This window comes from Desulfococcus sp., assembly GCF_041737845.1.
In the GTDB taxonomy this organism is placed as follows: Bacteria; Desulfobacterota; Desulfobacteria; order Desulfobacterales; family Desulfococcaceae; genus Desulfococcus.
In genome coordinates, this window is the sequence record NZ_JBGSQX010000133.1 from 1 (window position 1) to 18769 (window position 18769).

The following is an 18769-nucleotide window of genomic DNA, read 5'->3' on the forward strand; positions in this document are numbered from 1 at the left end:
CGTGCCGATACAACGCCACATGATCGTTGATGATCTGAGCACCCTCTGGGAGAAATGGAATGCAACTTTGAAGCATCTTCGAGCCTCCATATTGTTGCATTCATAAATACCATATATTTCTACCCTGATCAAGTAAATTCAATTGTTTATTTGCTTGGGGTCAAGAGCTCTGAATTTGGATTGGCGACTGTGGGATGCCCATCTTACGCGCAAATCGCCCACGGCTGCCCGCTCGATGCGTTGGCTCAAGGCCAAGTTTGCCATCTGCGTGGCGTGTTATAATTTGATCCGACCCCATGAAACGCTCAGTCGCGGCCAGGATCGGGTTTTCCGTGCCACGACCCCGGCTATGGAAGCAAGTGTGGTCGATCATCCCTGAAGTTTTGCCGAACTGTTGGCCTACCCAGCGCATTGTCAATGAAATGGTGACATCACCGGATTTCAACAGAGCTTAAATTTGCCTATTTTTTGTCTTGACTTTGGGGGTAACCATAAACCAGGTCTTTACGGTATCGTCCATGATGGCGCATAACCTGACGAGGGAAATGCAAATGCTGGCTCACCCTGCTGCTGGTCGCACGCTTGCGAAACGTCCGTCAGCCTGGAAATTCCAAAAACTGGATTCGATACGTCACCGGTTCATTCAAAGAGCAGGCCGCCTCATCCGTCCGCAAGGAAAATTGATGCTTGTCATGAGCGCCAACAAAGCAGTGCGAGAGGATCTCCTGCACTTCATTGAAGTGCTGCAGAAAGCGGCGTAGAGCAAGTACGAGTTATTTATGCAACGTTAGGGTTTTTTTGAAAAAAGATTTTGCTTTAGCTTTTAGCCGTTTCAGCAATTGTGCATTGTAATAACGAGCTTCAGGCTCTTTTACCAACGGTGGTTTTTTATCCAATACTGCTTTCAAATAGCCCCAAATCAAACCGAACCCGCCGGCCATAAAAGGAAAAGTGAGGAAACGGCGAATCGCCTTGAAAACAAAAAAAAGAAGACTCCCGCCACTTCTGTAGTACGCTTCTCCCTGCATAAAACTGTTCTTAAAAACGCCAATACTTGAGCCTTCAGGCTTGTGATGGTACATCTTGAGATTGCTGAAATGGGTTGTCCTCCACCCCCTGCTCATAGCACGAATTTCATCCACGGTATCCCAGCCCGGAGCTGGAATAAAGCCGCCAATTTGCTCAAAGCATTCCTTTCGCACAACCTTCGAGGCACCGGCAGCATGATATGACGGCATAATCACCTCTTGCCAAATGCCAGACCGATTAGGCTCAAGATATACTCCCGAAGCAATCCCGAGTTTTTCATCCATCCTGAACTTTTCAAGCAACTGTTCGAAGTAATTCGTATCAAAGCTCAGGTCGCAGTCAAGTTTGACAATAAAATCATAATCGGTGGAGTCGATGAGCCTGCACCCCCTATTGAAGGCCTGAATTTCAGCAAATGCGAGTTTTCGCTCACCTGCTTTCGGGTTACGTTCATAGCGTATAAAGGTATTCGCTGCAAGAAAGCCGTTTATGATTTCCGATGTTTTGTCGATTGAGCCGTCGTCCACAATAATCCACAATACCGGCTTTATACTCTGATTGATGACAGATTGCAGCGTAAGCGAAATATACTTTTCTTCATCTTTAACAGGAGAAACGATAACATACCTTATAGATGAGCCCCCTGTGGTTGCACCCATAAATTGTCTATCCTTTTCTATTGGCAAATACCATTTTCCATAGTAATTGCAAACTATAAACCCAATTATATCCACCTTCTGTTTTGGCTCTAAACATAGATGCGTTATCATGCCGATTAACAGGAATTCTTTTCAGAAAGTATATATCATCTTCAAGACAAGTTGTTCCAATCATAGTTGTCACGCATGTTTGATACCCATTATTTATCAACAATTCTTTTAATGTGTAGGTATAGTCAGCATATTGTTCAGGGAATGCATAGGGATAGGAAAAAGTAAGCACCGGTTTACCCGTTTTATCCTCAATGATCGCTTTGGATATATGCAATTCATATTCAATTTGCCGCCTTTTTAAATTTACCATCTTGGAATGACTTGCTGAATGAGAACCGAAACAGATACCATCATCTCTTAGCATTTTAACTTCATTCCAATTCAGACACTCTCTTGAAGTGAATCGGCGTCGAGACTCACCGATAAAATCGGTGGGTAAAAATACATCTGACGTAAAGTTGTATTTTTTTAATATGGGGTATGCGTTGAGATAAAAATCTCGATATCCATCATCAAAGGTTATTACAGCTATCTTTCCTGATGAAGGCCAGTCGTCTATAATCGCCGGCAGATTTTCAAGATTTACGACCTGATACCCTTTTTCGGATAAAATCCGTAAATGCAGATCGAATACTTTTGGAGTTGTTACAATATCATAGTAGGGGTGTGTATTTTGATTTAACGAATCATCTGAAATACTGTGGTACATCAATATCGGAATATGCTTTTTATTTGAAATATTCCATTTTCTGATGATGGGCATTGCCAGATAAAGCGTTAGAAAGCGATCTAATCTAAACATTTTGATATGATTCAGTATTCAAATTCTTTCAAAACTTAGGAATCACGTGTATGTACAACAAATTATCGATGATATCCAAATAAATGTGCTTTTTCATTTCCCACGTGTTCGTTTCCATAAATTGGTAGGCATTTTTCGCAAGCAATTCTCGTTCATCTTTATTTTTATGTAGGTAGAGAATTGCCGCCGCCAGGTCATCCTCATTTTCAGGCTCGAAAAATTTTACGATATTTTCGTTAAAATAGTATTGGTCAATCTTTGTTCTAGACAGGATAATCGGCACCCCGCAGGACATAAACTCCAGGGTCTTGGTGCTGAAGGCTTCTCCGCCAAAGGGATCGTTTCGTTTTGGAATGATGCCAAGATCCGAATTTTTCATGCTTTCAGCTATTTTTTCAATTGGGATGCTGTCAAAGAGATTGACCCTGCCTGCCAAGTTCAAGTCTTGAATCAGTTGTTTCAGCGTCGGCTTCATGGGGCCATCCCCATAAATGTGAAATTCCATCCCCGGCGCTTTATCTGCGATGCGGCTGAAGGCCTTGACGGCAATATCCAATCCCTGGTGCCAATTCAGTGATCCGGGATAAAGCATGACAAAACCATTTCTCGCCGATTTTTTCGCACCATTCCGGTGAAATATCGCCTGGTCCGCGAAATTCAGGATCGCCGTACATTTGCCGTCGCAAACCGACCGACGGGTAATCTTACGAAACCACAGGTCATTGGATATGATGACATGATCCGCGAACCGGCAGGACATCTTTTCGACAAAGACGAGGCATTTTACAAGGATGGAATCCTTGGCTGCGCCGAACTTGCCGGCATAAAACTCCGGCACGATATCGTGAATATCCAGAATGATCTTTGCCCCCAGCAGCTTGGGGATAAATGCCGCGAACACCTCAAAATCCGGCACCGAGTGAACGTGAATGATCTGATATTTTGATGTTACATGCTTGCAGGTAACATAGATAAACGACTTGAAAAAAAAGGATAGCAATTTCACCAAATATGAAATTTTTGACCTTTCATTTCTGATTCGTTTTTGAATCCTATGAACATTCACTCCATTCACAGACGCGAAAGAAGGCTGATCATCCGTCCTCAGGCTGATCACATCAACATCGAATCCCTCTTTTACCAATGACTCCGCATATCGTTTTACGCGATTGTCCTGCTCGTAAAACGAATATACCAACATACATGCCTTCTTAGGAGATGCTGAATGTGAGCGATCCACGTCCTTCCTTGTAACAGAGTTGACAAAACTTTCTGTTCCCTGAGATGTTCCCGAAAGATTTTTTGCGCAGAAATTTGCCACTTCCCTGGGCAGGGCACGCCAGTATTTCCCGGCATAGGTTTGCTGGATGTACTCCAGAAAATCCTGATACAAACGAACCGGATAGGTTTCTCTATGAGGCTTTTCGTCCGCAAACTGCATATAATCCGGATGGGAGTTCAACAGAACCATCCCCCCTTTTTCCGCAATCCAGTCCAGCTTTTGTTTCCAGATGGTGTTGGTTGGCTCCTGGAGCATAATGAAGAGGGTGTGATCCTGGGGCAGAGTGTAGGGCAGTTCCACATAGCCCTTGGATGCTTGGTGATTCTGGATCCAGAGCGGAAACACGGTTTCCAGGGCATCGGGCTGGGGTTCAAAGGGGTCGGTGTCGAAGGTAGAGGTGTCGTGGGTGATGTTGAGGGCGTGCATCCAGTCGAGGTTGTGGTGCATGGAGGGCGAGGTGAAGCCCTCGGCGCCCCAGTCCCTGAGGTATTCGTTGATGCGGATGACCCGTTCGTCAAAAATTTTTCTGGAGGAAAAGAGCCTGCCGTCGTGGTTCAATCCGTGGACGCAGACCTCGAAGCCGTTTGCGGTGACCTCCCTGCGTACCTTCTCCGAAACCTTGTATCGTTCGGGGACAAAGTTAAAGGAGGATCTGAACCCCATCCGCTTCTCCAAAGCCAACAGCTTCAGGCATTTGTCATGCCCGGCCTGGGTGTCGACATCGTGGGACAGAACCAGGCAGAACTGCTTCTGTTCCGGCCAGCCCGGCCAGTTTTGGGGCGGTGTCCCGGATTTGGGATCAATGGGCCAGATGTGGCTGTACAGCCTTCGCTTTCGCTTGACCCACCGGCGCCGCAGCGCGATCTGGAGGGATCGCGGGATGAGGGGTTTGAGGGTGTAATAGATGTTTCGAAAGATCATTTTGGATGCGTATGGTGTTCGCAATTCCGTAGGGGCGAAAAATTTTTCGCCCCTACAACATTTCAACCCATATGTCGGTACAATATTCGCCCGATGCCTCTCAATACAGGCTGGGCCATTTTTTTCGTCCAGGCATATGGTGGCCGTCCGTAGGGGCGAAAAATTTTTCGCCCCTACGACATTTTAACCCATATGACGGTACAACATCATCCCAATGCCTCTCAATACAGGCTCGGGCATTTTTTTCATCAGGGTATGGGAATTTTTAGGGCCTGTTTCGGATTCAACAAACCGGGATGTCGCCATATCAAATCGATGGTAATGCAGGATCGTTTCCTCCCCGCCCCATCCCCGTTTAAACCGGAGCAGGCCGTCGTGGTCCAGGTCGGTCCGGCCAAAATCCAGGAGATCAAACCCCTTCCGGGCATACCGGCGGATGCTCTCCCACATTACGAGGTTATTGGGCCGCAGGTGAAGCCATGCCGGGTCGGAGGCGCCGTATTTATACACGGCGGTTTTCCCGAAATTGAGGTAGACGGCGCCGGCAACGGTTTTGCCGCGATGGGCGGCCAGGGCCACGATGCCCTTCCCTTTTGAAATGAGATGCTCGTGGAGTTTGCGGAAAAACCGGAAAGGCTGCGGCGGGAGGCCGTGCTTTTTGCGGGTCATGCCGTTAAGACGGCTAAAGGACCTGACGGATTCAAGGGACCTGAAGAAGCTGACCGCGACACCCTCGTTTTCGGCTTTCTTGATGTTCCGTTTGTGGCTGCTTTTCAGGCCGGAAAAGAGTTTTCGCTCCCCTGGTGCAAGGTCAAGATGGTGTCCGTAATAGGAGCAGAACGGCCTGGATGGCAGGTTTGCTCCTCTCAGGTCAAGGTGCTTCCATCGCCGGATCTTGCCATGGGATATCGCCGCTTCGATCAACGGCTCCAGAAAGGACGGGTCCTGGACCAACGGGGGGCATAGATCGGAAAACGGGAGCGACACCCCTCTTCTTCCCGTCAGGAAGCTTTGGATTTCCATGACCGGCAATACTGCAAGAAGTCGGCCGCCTTTTTTCAGCGTGATATATTGCGGGGCGTATCCATAGGATTCCGCAAGCACCCTGGCCCATGCCGCACTGTGAAATATCGTGCATCCGGGGAACTCGAGGACCAACCTGTCCCAGCCGCGGACTCCGAGCGGGTTCAGGATCTCAATGGTCGGCATGGCATCGTCAGTTTTTCAGGGAGATGACTTCCCGGACAATCCCGTTGGGCTGGGCAAGGGATATTGCGGTCCCAGGACGAGGGGCCTCATTCGTAATTATCGGCTCGTCTGTAAACGGGCTCCGGGTCAGGTCGTCGCGAGCCTCACGAATGATTTCAGCGGTGATCTTTTTCTGCTCGAGGCCGTATCCGATGAGCAGGGCGTTGTCGCAGAGCATGTTGATTTTTCGGGGGATGCCGCCCGAGTATTCCCAGATGAGTTCGAGGCATTCATCGCTGAAGATGCCTTCGCCGCCCGCGATTTCCAACCGGTGGGCAATATAGCCCCGGGTCTCTTCCCGAGTGAGGGGCGCCAGGTAGCGCCGGAGGCTGATCCTCTGCTCAAGCTGCCGCAGGCGGTGGTCCTTCAGCTTGGTTTCCAGCTCCGGTTGGCCCGAGAAAACGATCTGGACCAGCTTCCCGGATTTTGATTCGATATTGGAGAGCAGCCGGTAGTTTTCAAGGGTCTGGAAGTCCAGGTTCTGGGCCTCGTCGATCAGGATGGCGACATTCTGGTTCTTTTTGGCCTGGAACTCGGCAAATTCCTTGAGCCGGCTGAACAGCTTGGCCTCGGAGACCCGCATGGCCGGGCTCGAGATCTTGAGCTCCTCGGCCACCATTTTCAACTGTTCGGGAAAATCGGTGTTCGTGTAGAAAATATGCGCAAACCGGGTGGTTTCCTCGAGTTGTTCCATGGCAGCCCGCAGCAGGGTGGTCTTCCCCGTGCCGACCTCGCCGACGATGACCATGATCCCTCGCCGCTCCTGGATCCCGTAGACCAGGGCCGCGAGGGCCTCCCTGTGGCTCGTGGGCAGAAACAGGTATTTTGGGTTCGATGTGACGTCGAACGGTTTTTCGGTCAAGCCGTAGAAGTGAGTATACATAAGCCTCGGTCTTTTTACGAAACCTTCCGCAAACCGACTTCTTGCGAGTTCATCCCAGCATGAATAAAATCTTCGATTGCCGTGCAGACCGTTGTGATCTGTGCTGTTGTAAGCTCCGGAAACATGGGGAGCGAGACAACATCCTTAGCACATTTTTCCGCGACGGGAAAGCTGCCTTCCTGCAGGTTCATGTGGGCGTAGGCTTCCTGGAGATGGATGGGGACCGGGTAATGGATGCCGCAGTGAATATCCTGGGCCTTGAGGAAGTCGATCAGTCCATCCCGATGGTCGGTCCTGAGGGCATAGATGTGGTAGACATGCCCGGCGCTGGGCCTTTCCGTGGGAAGCAAGAGGCCCTTCACCTGCTGGAGCCTGTTCCGGTATTCATACGCGGCACTTTGCCGCCGCTCGTTCCAGGCGTCGATATGCCTGAGCTTGACGCTCAGGACCGCGCCCTGGATGCCGTCCATCCGGCTGTTCCAGCCGATCATCTGGTGATAATACTTGGTCCGCTGGCCGTGATCCCGAAAGATCCGGATTTTTTGGGCCAGGGCATCATCGTTGGTGACCACCGCGCCGGCCTCGCCGTAAGCCCCCAGGTTTTTGCCGGGATAGAAGCTGAAACAGCCGGCATGACCGACGGAGCCGGCGATCCTGCCGCGATCCGTGGCCCCGTGGGACTGGGAGGCGTCCTCGATCACGGTGAGGTGATATTCGCCTGCGGCCTCCATGATGGGCGTCATATCCGCCATCTGGCCGTAGAGGTGCACGGGGATGACGGCCTTGACCGGGCGGTTCGAGGCCTTGTTTGTGAGGGTCCGGGTGTTGGGGTCGTAGGTGCAGTCTTGTTCGAAGAACGCCTTCAGCTTTGCGGGGTCCATGTTGAAGGTGCGCTCATCGATATCCACGAAAACGGGGTGGGCGCCGCAGAAGCTGATGGCCTCGGCCGTGGCGATGAAGGTATTGGGGACGGTAACGACCTCGTCCCCCGGGCCGACGCCGGACGCCAGGAGGGCCGTCCAGAGGGCGTCCGTGCCGTTGCTCACGCCCACGGCATGTTTGCAGTGGCAGTAGGCGGCCCATTCCTGCTCAAATTTTTCGACAAAAGGCCCGCCCGCAAAGGCGCAGCTTTTCACGACATCTTGAATCGCATTGTCGATTTCATTTTTGATGGATTCGTACTGGGATTTCAAGTCGAGAAAAGGAACGGTCATTTCAATCCTTTCGGAAGATGGGGAAGGCCCGGTATGGTCTGCGCCCCACGCAGTTTCGTTCAAGTGCCGCTAAGGCTTGCTCCGGGCGTCCCGGAAACTCGCTTCGCTCAAACAGTCCGGGACGCTGATCCTCCGCTGCACCTAAGCGGCACTAACCCTCACTGCTCTTGGGTCTCAGACCATACCGGGCCATCCCCTCGCCGCCATGGGTACGCGAGAGTCAAAACCTGGCGGTTATAAATGCACACCTGCGATGTTTGGGTCTTCTCTTATAATCCCCGGATTACTCTGGCGGGGTTTCCGGCGACGATGGTGTTTGGGAGCACATTTTTCGTGACGACGGCGCCGGCGCCGACGATGGCGTTCTCACCGATCTCGATCCCAGCAAGAATTGTGGCCCCGGACCCGATGGAGGCGCCCTGCCGGACCCGGGTGGGGATCACCTCCCAGTCCGCGTCCGTCTGGAGCCCGCCGTCCGGGGCGGTTGCCCTGGGGTAGAGGTCGTTCACAAAGGAGACATTATGGCCGACAAAGACATTGTCCTCGATGGTGACGCCCTCGCAGATGAAGGTGTGGCTCGAGATCTTGCAGTTGTTCCCGATCACGGCCTTTTTCTGGATCTCGACAAAGCAGCCGATCTGGCTGTTGTCGCCCACGGCGCATCCATAGAGGTTGACAAACCCGTAGATCCTGACGTTCTTGCCGAGGGTGACGTCGGGAGCGACTCTTCGGCCGATCTGTTCCTGGAGGTCGTGGAGGTTTTCCATTTGTTTTGCCATTAAATCCGCTTCAGATATCGGAGTTTTTACGGAACCGTCAAATACTCTCGATCTCGATCCTCGCACCGTTGTTCTTGAGCGATTCGCTGGCGGCCTCGAGGACCTGGACCACCTGGAGCCCCTGCAGGCCGGAGGTTAATGGCAAGCTGCCCATCCGGATGCAGTCCAGAAAATGCTGGCACTCCGTCTTGAGGGGCTCCACCTGGTTGACATAGGGGCTGTAGATATCGCCGTAATGATAGGAGTAGTGAAATTCCGCGAAGGTATCATAGTGGGGCGGCACGGTGACCCGCTTGTCGTATACCCTTATTTTTTCATTCGGCTCGTTGTCATCGAAAAGGATCATGCGCCGGTTGCCGACAAAGGTCATCCGCCTCACCTTGTTGGGGTCGAGCCAGCTCGTCTGGATGGTCGCAAACCCGCCGTTTCGGAAATTGAGCGACATGTTGGTGACATCCTCCACCCCCTTGTTGATGTGCGACCTCCCCTGGCAGTTGACGGCGAGCGGCGCGGAGCCGGTAATGTAGAGCATGATGGAGATGTCATGGGGGGCGAGGTCCCAGGCAACGTTGATATCCTTCTGAAAAAGGCCGAGATTGAGCCGCTGGGAGCTGATGTAGAGGAGTTCCCCGATATCGCCGCTGTCAACAATCTCCTTGATCTTTCGAATGGGCGCCGAATAGATATAGGTGTGTCCGATCATGAGCGTGAGGGCTTTTTCAGCAGCGATATCGATGAGTTCCCGGCATTGGGCTGAGGTCGATGCCATGGGCTTTTCGATCAGGACGTGCTTGCCCGCCGCCAGGGCCGCTTTTGCGAGATCGTAATGGGTCCAGACGGGTGTGGCAATGGTGACGGCGTGGATATCGGGTTTATCCAGAAGATCTTGGACCTCCGTGGTGACGCCGAGATTGGGGTAGACGCCCTGGATGTGCTTCAGCCTGCCGGGATCGGCGTCACACGCGAACCTGACGCTGCAGTCGGGAAGGGATGAAAAGTTGCGGATGAGGTTGGGCCCCCAGTAGCCGCACCCGACGATGCCCATACCGACCTTGTCCGTCATTATTTTTTTACCATGCTTTCTCAGCCAAAGTTAGCAGGCGCAGCGGCATGGGCGGCGTCCGAACCGCGACATAGGCAAGCCGAGGGATCATGCTCGGCAAGTCAAAGCGCCGATTGAAGCGGTATTGAAATTCAGCGAGGTAGCGGGGAATATGTTTCTTTCGAAAGGAATGGTATGTTCCTCTGAGAGAATTTTTCACATTCCCGAGAATGGTGTTTACCCACTTGAAGGCAGGATGCTCGACGGCCTGCCTTCCACCACCGACAATATGAGTTTCATGGATACACCCGGCGACAGCGACTGCATTGAAGCAGTTCAAACCATCGGAGACGACAATGGTTCCAGGATCGAGGTTCCGCTTGCTCCACTGCTCGACTTCGTCCTGGCGGAAGCCCTTGACCTTCGAAAGCTTGATCCTCTGCGGCTTTTTATCCATGTCGGTTTCTACGGCTGCCAGAAAGGGGGTTTTCCGTCCTGCACCTCGTCCTCTTTTCCCGGCGACACGTTTGCCGCCAAGATAAGAATCGTCAATCTCAACACGGCTGTTGAGTTTCTTCGTGCCTCCGCGCTCAAGCATGACCTGCATCAGTTTGTGCTTGATCCGCCAGGCAGCATCGTAGGAAATACCGAGTTGCCGGGAAAGCTCCAGCGCGGAAATACCGTTTTTGCTCTGGGTCAGCAGATACATCGAAAGAAACCACGTTGTGAGAGACAGATGGGTCGACTGGAATATGGTTCCCGCAATCAATGACGTCTGATGATGGCATCGATGGCATTGGTAAACCTTTCTCGTCCTGATTTCGCAGTAGGTCGTATTGCCGCAGGCCGGGCAGCTAAAGCCGGCCGGCCAACGAAGTTGAAATAATGCAGCATGGCATTTTTCCTCTGTGCCATACTGCTCCATGAAATCAGGAAGACTCATGCCTCTTTGAAATTGAATTTTATTCTTCGCCATGCGGATACCTCCCTGTATTTGAAGGTTATCTCCTTGTCGTTAAGATAAGCATGGCTGAGGAAAAAAGGTAATCAAATTATTTTTTGTCCTTCTTGGGCATGTCCAGAATCTGGATGAAGACCGCGGGAACCGTCATGAAGATGATAAACACGTCTCTAAGAAAAGTCCTGCGTTTGGCATATCGGGCGTCAAACCGCGCCATCTCCAGGAAGGTGGTCCGGTTTTTGCCGCTCACCTGCCAGAGACCCGTGAGGCCCGGCTTGGAATCGAACCGTTCGTGCTGCCATGCGGTGTATTCCTCCGCCTCGTAGTCCATGCAGGGACGGGGCCCGACGATGCTCATGTCTCCTTTGAGGATATTGAACAGCTGGGGCAGCTCGTCCAGACCGGTGGATCGAAGAATTCTGGCAAAGGGGATGAGTCTTGGGTCCTTTTCATCCAGTTTCGTCATGGCGACGGCGCTGTTTTTGATGAACGCCTTTGAATATTCCATGTGGCATTCGGTTTCCGCGCAGACGCGCATCGTCCTGAACTTGTAGATGGTGAAAGGCTTCCGTCGAAACCCGAGCCGCTCCTGCTTGAAAAGGACGGGACCGGGGGAAACGATCTTGATATAGGCGGCGATAATCAGGAAGAGGGGGAAAAGGAGGATCAGGCCCACGGAGCTGCCTGCGATGTCGAGCATCCGCTTCCATCCGGGGTCGGACGCAACGAAACTGCAGTCGGCAGCATCAAGATGGATATTGCATTGCGCCGCTTTCAGCGGGGCCTCATTCCCGGAAAAAGCGGCTGCCGGAGGTTTGATTGCCCTGATATGCCTGCCTTCCGACCGCCTATCCGCGGATGTGTCGATGCCGGGATAGACCTGCACCCGGATCGAAAGGATATCCGGCTTCATTTTCCGGGCGATGTCATTGGCCAGCACCTCGGCCCCGGGGCAGCGGGTATCCGGCAGCAGCACAGCGAGGCGGCTGCCCGTGTACCAGCCAATTTCATCCGTCGAACGCAGGCGCTCCTTCAGAAAAACGATGAGTTTTTCATACAGGGGGTTTCTGTCGGAATTCACGTCATCAAAAATGAGGATTGAAAAGGGGATGCCGCTTCGATGGGTTCGAAGCCGCTCTTTTTCGAGGATCTCGCAAAACTGCGGCTCGGAATGGACTGCGTCGAGCCGGCTGTTTTGTCGCTTAAAAGGGTGCTTCAACTCGGATATGAATCTCATACAGACCTCTTTCAAACTGTTGCGAGCCGGAAGTTTTCATTTTTACAGCCTGTCGTCAGTTTTATGACGTACAATCTTCTTTATGACACACAATCTTCTTGCTTGATGACGATACGTTCTGTTTCCGTGCGGCTTTCGAGAAGCGTCCGCCTGTGTGAGTGTTGCATGATCGGCTGAAGATCCATCCTCGATCGAAATTGCTCTGAGAGCTTTCCCCTATCGGCCGCCGATATAGCTCCGCCTTGTCAAGTCACCCCCGATTTGATTGCAACCTGTTGTTATTTAATTACTTTTGTTATAACTGGCGCTCAGGGGATCGGAAATTCCTGCGCCGCCGGATCAGCTTCGGCCCGAAAACGGCCTTCCGTAAGGCACCACCAAGGATGAACCATGGTCAATTTTTTGACATGGGCGTCTGCGCAGGGGACAGCGCGCCATACTGGTCTCCCCATCTGAAAAGAGGAAAAAATCAGCTATATTTCTCTTGAATATCAAATTACTAAGATCCATATCCGCCCTGATTTTTCACTGCCGTCCATAAAAGTATTAAATACCGTAATGGCGTTCTGTTGTCTATAGGTACAAATACCTATTTTTTTGTGATTCATTGCCTTTTTCTTCCGGCAATATCCGACAAAAAATCAGCCTGAATTGAACCCTTATCGACGCCGACATCACGAAGGGCCTGGCCGACACAGGGGTTTTTCCTACTCCGGCGAGGACCCGTCAAAAAGAACGACTCGACATGCCCTCGCTTTTGAAATGACACTATGCAAAGCAAAAGAAATGCCAGCACTGAGGTTATTGCCAAATAATTTAATTTTTCAAATATCTTTAGAGTGTTATTATTTTCACGATCTGATGGTAATGATATTTGCCCCAATTTTAGACAGAGAAAAGCCCAAGATTTGTCACAGGAGAAGAAAAATTGTCATTTAGAAGAAACCCAAACGCCTATCAGGAATATGGGAACGCATTGGGAGACTGCGTTGACGTGTTGATGACAATGGCATTTATGGACAAATTCGGCAATCGATTTCTGGAAATATCATGATAACGCATGGCGCTGCCAGATCGGAATGAATCCTGTTTGTCAATCGCCGCTTCGGAGAATGCCATAGTTAGAAAACAATTTGTAGTCAGCACCCTCCTCTTTTCAGAAGAGGGCGCTGCTCCCTTGATTCAGGCTTCGGGGCTGAATGCTCCCCTTATATGCCTGTCATTTGTAGACCACAATCGAATCTTTGCCGACGTTGCCATGACCGTCATAGGCATAGGCGGTGATGGTATATTGGTTGACCCGATCCTTCAGGCTGGGCAGCCAGCTATAGGAAAGCGTGCTTTTATACACGGTTTTTCGGAGAATCCCGTTGATATATAATTTTATTTTGGTCACGCCCACATCATCGGTGGCCCCGACCTGGATCAGGGTGTACTTCTTTGTTGAAACAATCGCCCCATTCTTGGGAGAGATGATGGATACCTGTGGAATGGTGGAGATGTTCTGGACATGAACCAGCACTGTTTCAGACTGAGACACGTTTCCGGCCGCGTCGTATGCCTTCACAAATAGTTCGTAGGCATCGTTCGGCAGCGCAGTGGTGACCAGCGAAAATCCGAAAGGTGCAAGCGTGTTTGTCAGGTGGAGGGTGCCGTCGACGTAAAGCTCGGCCTTGACCACGGAGACATTGTCGCTCGCATCGACATCCACCGGCACAGTTCCTTTGATTTGGACCCCATACCCGGGTGAAACAATGGCGACCACCGGCGCTTCGATATCAACGGGTTCTTCCGGGATCTCTCCGATTTTTTCGAGATAAAAGGCATCCAGCCTCGCCGAAGCTTTGCGGCCGCTGATCGTCACCGTGTGATGTCCGGACGAAAGCGCGACGGTATAGGGGAAACCCATAGGAGCTTCCGCGGTGATCGTCTCTCGGTCTGTGATCTCCTCCTTTTTCCAGATGCCGAATTCAGCGGCCTCGTCCTGGCCGTTGAGGTCCCAGACGAACGTTCCCAGATCGTCGACGTCAACATAGAATTCGTCGGCATCGCCCGCGGGCGCGTGAACGAGGGCGACGATCTTGTAGACGCCGGCGACATCAACCTGGACGATGCAGCTCGCGGCCCCCGCCTCCGTTTGGGTGGTTTCGATATAGGTCCGGTTGATGCCCGCCGTCTCGGAGGCAGTTTGCATGGGCGGCACCAGGCTGCCGGCCTCCGCCTGGACGATCGCCGTCATCGTCTCCTGCCCGTCCGCGATGCCGTCGCCGTCCGTGTCGGGATTGTTCGGGTCCGTGCCGTAGGCGATGATCTCGCTGTCATCCGGGATGCCGTCTGCGTCCGAGTCCCCGCTGTTTGGGTTTGTGGCGTAGAGGCTGATCTCGTCACCGTCCGTCAACCCGTCGCCGTCCGAATCACCATTCGTCGGGCTCGTGGCATGGATCTTCACCTCGTCCCCGTCGCTGAGGCCGTCGCCGTCCGTGTCTCCGTTCGTCGGGCTCGTCGCGTGAATCTTCACCTCGTCCCCGTCGCTGAGGCCGTCGCCGTCCGTGTCAGCGTTCGTCGGGCTCGTCGCGTGGAGCGTCACCTCGTCGCCGTCCGTGAGGCCGTCGCCGTCCGTGTCTATCTTTGTTGGGTCGGTCCCGTAGGTATTGATCTCATCCCCATCGGTCAGACCATCCCCATCGCCGTCGGCTTTAGGAATGAACTTTGAGGCCTCGTTGGAAAAGCCGCTCTCGGCGCCGTCGGGATAATAGGCGGTGGCGGCGAAGTAATAGGTTTTGTCCTCATCGAGGCCGGTGACGGTGCAATGGGTGTTGACTCCGGCATCAACGTTCATTGAATAGACGGCGGAGGACGTCCCGTAATAGACCTTGTAACCGGAGGGTATCGAGGCATCCGGCGCATCCCAGATCAGGTTGACCTGGGCCGCCTGGGCCGGCACGCTCAACATCAGAAGCACCGGAATCCAAAGGGTGAAAAACAAGGAAACAAGGGAGGATTTTTTAAATAGCGTCTTGAAAAAAAGAACAAATACATTCATTGCAACATCTCCTTAATCTGCAGATGTCGCAAGGCTACAGCGGAGATGAAGCAATATCGTTTGCTTGATCAAACCGGCAACCCTGCTGCCATATCCCGGTTTTCCGGGGTTTAGGCCAGAAGCTTTGCGTCTCACCCTTTCGGGTGATTTGCCTTTTTCAGTTTAATGTCGTCTTCCTGACGAGCGGACGATGGCCCGCCCATCAGGAGAATTAACCAGGCATTTTCTTTTTCATTTTTTGACCTCCATTTCGCTTTTGATGCCTATACCCTACGGACGCCGCAGACGTCTGCGGGGTATCTTTGATAAACCCGCAAAAAGTTCACTATCAAGGCAGGTGAATCCCGATGAATGAGAAGCACTTATGGTACGCCGCCGGGATGAGGGATGCGACTTACGCAGATATCGGGCTTTTTGCGGAACCGTCACCGTTGTTTATCCTGCAAGTACTACAGGCTGGATATCCCAATCAATAGACTATTGGCGCCAATAAAGGTAATTAATTCACAGGTTCTTTGGTAGGGATGAATGGGAGGAGGGGGTGATGTCGGGTGTCCCGTAACGCCCCGGATGACATCGATATCCCGTAGGGGCGGGTTCCTAACCCGCCCCTGCAATCGCCGGTGCTACCAGTACCACCCGATGGTCCCCGTAACGCCCCGGATGACGTCGACATCCAGTTGGAGAACCACGGGCCACTGGAAATTTTCCGCAAAATAGCTCACCCCGATCCCGTAAAGCGGGTCGATCGTGGTGTCCGAGGATTCCTCGTAATAGGCGCCGGAGGCCTCCGAGCGGCTGAGGGTGCTTTCCGTGTAGACCGTGAAGCCGGCGATGGCGTTCAGGTAGAAATTGGATGCGCCCAGCTCGACCCCCAGCTTTCCGTAAAAGCCCACCTCGGTCCCCTTCCGCTCATCCCCCGCGTCGCGGCAGTCGTTGTTGGGGCACGGGGAGGCAATGGTGGGATCGGGAAGGTTGTCGTCGCCGTGGGGAATGAAGGGCACGCCGACGGCAAACATGAGGTCGAGGTTGCCCGCGCCGATGTTCTTTGCACCGGATTCCAGCGTAATATTATACTGGTCGGCGTCTCCGCCCGCTCCCCCGCCCACGGCGAAAAACCCCGCTTCTGCGGGACCGGCGGCAAATATCAGGGTTGCCGTCAACACCGCCGCCGGAAAAGATGCACACCTTTTTCTCAAAAACAGCAGGCCCAAACCCAGGCCGGCCAATAACATGATCATGATCGCTTCCATTATATTGTCCATCGTCCCTTGTGAAGTTGCTGTTTGGATAAAACACCCGCCGCCTGCCTCGACCAACGGCACCGGTTCGTCGGGCTGGACCGTGACGACCACCTCGTCGGTATGTGAAAACCTGCCGCCGGTGGTCACCGTCAGGGAGAACCGCAGGCTCCGCCCCTCGGATCCGCCGGGCGGGGCCACGAACGCAGCCACCGGCGCGTTCGCATCCCGGAGCGTGACCGGCGTTCCCTCGGTCTGGCGCCACTGGTAGAGGGCGATGCCGTCCGGGTCGTAGGACTTGCTTCCGTCCAGGGGCACATCCCGGTCCACCGATACTTTTTCAATGTCCTTCCCGGCATCGGCCAGGGGCGGATAGTTCAGCTCCGAGCCGGCGCCGGGGATCGCCCGGGCGGCGAACGGCTCATACATGACGGTGGGCAGGGTAAAGTCGTCTGCCTGGTCGAAAACCATCCCCTCGATGACCGCCGGGTCGTCCGTGCCCCACCAGTTGTCCATCATATCGATTCCGGCCGTGGTCTCGGACCATTCGAAGAGATAGGCGCCGTAGCCCGGGGCCTCCGTGAAATATATGTCGTTGCCGGAGATTTTGAGCCGGCAGCGCGCGTTCTCCACCGCGGTCACCGCCACCAGGCCGGCCTTGGCATTGCCCGACGTGAAGCGATTTCCCTCGATCCGCACATCCGCGGAAGTCTGCTGGTCGAAGGAGCCCCTGCCGTCCAGGGTCACCGGCTCACGGGCCGAGACGGTCCGGTCGTCCCCCGGCAGAGAGACCGTGGCCCCCTTCACCTGAACGGAGATTTCGTCGGCATCCTGCAGTCCGCCGGTGTCCAGGACCCGCAGCCGAAAAGAGAGCGTTTCGCCGCTGCCTTCGACCGCCGGAGCGATAAAAAGGGGCCTGGCCGTGAAGAAATTAAACAGCTCCACCGGGGTTCCGCCGGTCTGCTCCCAGAGATAGGCCGCGATGCCGCCGTCGGCATCCCGGGAACCAGACCCGTCCAGGGAGACGATCTGGCCCTGGAGGGTCTTGAAGTCATCGCCGGCGACAGCAACCGGGTAGATATTCTCGTCATAGAAGATGATGTCCACCTCGTCTGCGGACGCAAGGCCGAGCTGGTCCGTCACGGTGAGCCGGAAGGTCATGCGGTCGCCTGCACGCACCGACGCGGGCATCACGAACTCCGTTTCCGCGGCGTTGGGCGTTTCCAGGGATACCGCCGCACCTGAAACCTGCTCCCATCGGTAGCCGGCGATGCCGATGTACGGGTCATGAGAGCCGGAGCCGTTCAGGGTAATCCTGACCTCTGCCCCCGGCTCTTCGGGGAGCTGAACGTTGATATCCCCGCCCGCTGCCGCCGTCGGCGGCTGGTTCAGGCCGATGACCGACAGCGTGACCGAGTCAGTGGACGAGCCGCTGGGGCCGGTGACCGTGAGATTGAATCTCAGCGTATCCACGCCGACGCCCGGATCCGGGGCCACGAACGAGGCCCGGGGGCTGTCGGGGTTGTCCAGGACAACGGGCGTCCCGGCGGTCTGCTCCCAATGATAGGCCGTAATGCCGTTGGCCGGTTCATTGAGCCGCAGGGAAACAGCAGACCCCAGCAGCTCCCCGGAGGACCCCGCGACGGTGTTCCCCTGGAGTTCGACAATATTGGACCGGGTCAGGATATCAACGGCCTTGCCGTTGTTCAGAAAGTAGTTGCCCTCGACCCGGCCGCCCTCGGCGGAGAGAACCAGCCCAGTGACGTTGCCGTAGACCTGGTTGTTGATGATCTGAAGGTTCCCGCTCAGGGAGACGGCATCCTCCGTGACAAATGCGGCGATGCCCCCGGCCTTGCTGAACCGGACGGCATTGCCTGCGATCAGGGGCATGGCATTCAACGTGAAGATCATGGCCTCGCCGCCGTCGGGGTCGTTGCCGCCGTATTCAACGACGCATCCCGAAATCACGCTCCCCGATTCCCGGACCTCGTCCCAGTCCTCGCTCCGGTCTTCGAAGAGGATCGCCCCCCACGGGGTGTTGGGGTCCGACGCGGTGAACACGATGGGCCGGCCCTCTTCCCCCCGGGCCACAAGGGTTCCCTCGACGGTGAGAGTATAGCCCCTTGCCGTATCGGGTCTGGGCTGAAAGACCACCTGGACACCCGGCTCGATGGTCAATGTCGCCCCCTCGGCCACCAGGATGTCGCCGGTGATGTGGACGGGGCTCTCCGCAGCCGTCCAGACGCGGTCTGCGTCGATGACGCCCCTGACATCCAGCGCATGGGACCCGGCGGAGCAGAGCATCAGCAGCAGAAAAACCGGCACGATCATGCTCCGGCCGGGGGCTGGGATTGGTATCATTGGACCTCCATAT

At 54.0% G+C, this 18769-nt stretch carries 13 protein-coding genes and 1 riboswitch; of the genes, 1 reads left to right on the plus strand and 12 read right to left on the minus strand.

Features of this window, described 5'->3' with window-relative positions:
- Window positions 1-518: 518 nt before the first annotated feature.
- On the plus strand, window positions 519-761 hold the full coding sequence (locus ACEW8N_RS15375) for a hypothetical protein (protein WP_373500722.1): 243 nt from the start codon (window positions 519-521) through the stop codon (window positions 759-761).
- 12 nt (window positions 762-773) lie between these two features.
- Here the strand turns inward: ACEW8N_RS15375 and ACEW8N_RS15380 are convergent, their stop codons facing one another.
- The 12 genes from ACEW8N_RS15380 to ACEW8N_RS15435 form a co-directional block, all read right to left on the minus strand.
- Window positions 774-1688: a glycosyltransferase family 2 protein gene (locus ACEW8N_RS15380; RefSeq protein WP_373500723.1), complete on the minus strand. Its 915-nt coding sequence runs from the start codon at window positions 1686-1688 to the stop codon at window positions 774-776.
- Window positions 1689-1695: 7 nt separating this feature from the next.
- The gene (locus ACEW8N_RS15385; RefSeq protein WP_373500724.1) at window positions 1696-2544 is read right to left on the minus strand and encodes a polysaccharide deacetylase family protein; all 849 of its coding nucleotides are present in this window, start codon (window positions 2542-2544) and stop codon (window positions 1696-1698) included.
- Between the two features lie 28 nt (window positions 2545-2572).
- Window positions 2573-4747, minus strand: a complete 2175-nt coding sequence (locus tag ACEW8N_RS15390; protein ID WP_373500725.1) for a glycosyltransferase — start codon at window positions 4745-4747, stop codon at window positions 2573-2575.
- Window positions 4748-4930: 183 nt separating this feature from the next.
- A complete protein-coding gene (locus ACEW8N_RS15395) occupies window positions 4931-5956 on the minus strand; it encodes a lipid II:glycine glycyltransferase FemX (protein ID WP_373500726.1) in 1026 nt (341 codons plus the stop codon).
- A 7-nt stretch (window positions 5957-5963) separates the two neighbouring features.
- Window positions 5964-6878: an ExeA family protein gene (locus ACEW8N_RS15400; protein WP_373500727.1), complete on the minus strand. Its 915-nt coding sequence runs from the start codon at window positions 6876-6878 to the stop codon at window positions 5964-5966.
- Between the two features lie 14 nt (window positions 6879-6892).
- Entirely contained in the window at window positions 6893-8092 is a 1200-nt protein-coding gene (locus ACEW8N_RS15405) for a DegT/DnrJ/EryC1/StrS family aminotransferase (RefSeq protein ID WP_373500728.1), read from the minus strand.
- Window positions 8093-8361: 269 nt separating this feature from the next.
- Window positions 8362-8871, minus strand: coding sequence for an acyltransferase (locus ACEW8N_RS15410; RefSeq protein WP_373500729.1), 510 nt, complete (start codon window positions 8869-8871; stop codon window positions 8362-8364).
- A 37-nt stretch (window positions 8872-8908) separates the two neighbouring features.
- Complete coding sequence (locus tag ACEW8N_RS15415) at window positions 8909-9934, minus strand: Gfo/Idh/MocA family protein (RefSeq protein ID WP_373500730.1); 1026 nt, start codon at window positions 9932-9934, stop codon at window positions 8909-8911.
- 7 nt (window positions 9935-9941) lie between these two features.
- Window positions 9942-10889: an IS1595 family transposase gene (locus tag ACEW8N_RS15420; protein WP_373500731.1), complete on the minus strand. Its 948-nt coding sequence runs from the start codon at window positions 10887-10889 to the stop codon at window positions 9942-9944.
- A 76-nt stretch (window positions 10890-10965) separates the two neighbouring features.
- Window positions 10966-12111, minus strand: a complete 1146-nt coding sequence (locus tag ACEW8N_RS15425) for a sugar transferase (protein ID WP_373500732.1) — start codon at window positions 12109-12111, stop codon at window positions 10966-10968.
- A gap of 1219 nt (window positions 12112-13330) precedes the next feature.
- On the minus strand, window positions 13331-15154 hold the full coding sequence (locus ACEW8N_RS15430) for an Ig-like domain-containing protein (RefSeq protein ID WP_373500733.1): 1824 nt from the start codon (window positions 15152-15154) through the stop codon (window positions 13331-13333).
- A gap of 72 nt (window positions 15155-15226) precedes the next feature.
- Window positions 15227-15317: riboswitch (cyclic di-GMP riboswitch) on the minus strand.
- 463 nt (window positions 15318-15780) lie between these two features.
- Window positions 15781-18756, minus strand: a complete 2976-nt coding sequence (locus ACEW8N_RS15435) for a hypothetical protein (protein WP_373500734.1) — start codon at window positions 18754-18756, stop codon at window positions 15781-15783.
- Window positions 18757-18769 lie beyond the last annotated feature (13 nt).

What these genes read in the sequence shown, in the direction of transcription:
- ACEW8N_RS15430 (WP_373500733.1), bottom strand. Translation starts at nt 15,154, where the DNA reads ATGAATGTATTTGTTCTTTTTTTCAAGACGCTATTTAAAAAATCCTCC.
- ACEW8N_RS15405 (WP_373500728.1), bottom strand. Translation starts at nt 8,092, where the DNA reads ATGACCGTTCCTTTTCTCGACTTGAAATCCCAGTACGAATCCATCAAA.
- ACEW8N_RS15385 (WP_373500724.1), bottom strand. Translation starts at nt 2,544, where the DNA reads ATGTTTAGATTAGATCGCTTTCTAACGCTTTATCTGGCAATGCCCATC.
- ACEW8N_RS15420 (WP_373500731.1), bottom strand. Translation starts at nt 10,889, where the DNA reads ATGGCGAAGAATAAAATTCAATTTCAAAGAGGCATGAGTCTTCCTGAT.
- ACEW8N_RS15380 (WP_373500723.1), bottom strand. Translation starts at nt 1,688, where the DNA reads ATGGGTGCAACCACAGGGGGCTCATCTATAAGGTATGTTATCGTTTCT.
- ACEW8N_RS15410 (WP_373500729.1), bottom strand. Translation starts at nt 8,871, where the DNA reads ATGGCAAAACAAATGGAAAACCTCCACGACCTCCAGGAACAGATCGGC.
- ACEW8N_RS15400 (WP_373500727.1), bottom strand. Translation starts at nt 6,878, where the DNA reads ATGTATACTCACTTCTACGGCTTGACCGAAAAACCGTTCGACGTCACA.
- ACEW8N_RS15375 (WP_373500722.1), top strand. Translation starts at nt 519, where the DNA reads ATGATGGCGCATAACCTGACGAGGGAAATGCAAATGCTGGCTCACCCT.
- ACEW8N_RS15435 (WP_373500734.1), bottom strand. Translation starts at nt 18,756, where the DNA reads ATGATACCAATCCCAGCCCCCGGCCGGAGCATGATCGTGCCGGTTTTT.
- ACEW8N_RS15390 (WP_373500725.1), bottom strand. Translation starts at nt 4,747, where the DNA reads ATGATCTTTCGAAACATCTATTACACCCTCAAACCCCTCATCCCGCGA.
- ACEW8N_RS15415 (WP_373500730.1), bottom strand. Translation starts at nt 9,934, where the DNA reads ATGACGGACAAGGTCGGTATGGGCATCGTCGGGTGCGGCTACTGGGGG.
- ACEW8N_RS15395 (WP_373500726.1), bottom strand. Translation starts at nt 5,956, where the DNA reads ATGCCGACCATTGAGATCCTGAACCCGCTCGGAGTCCGCGGCTGGGAC.
- ACEW8N_RS15425 (WP_373500732.1), bottom strand. Translation starts at nt 12,111, where the DNA reads ATGAGATTCATATCCGAGTTGAAGCACCCTTTTAAGCGACAAAACAGC.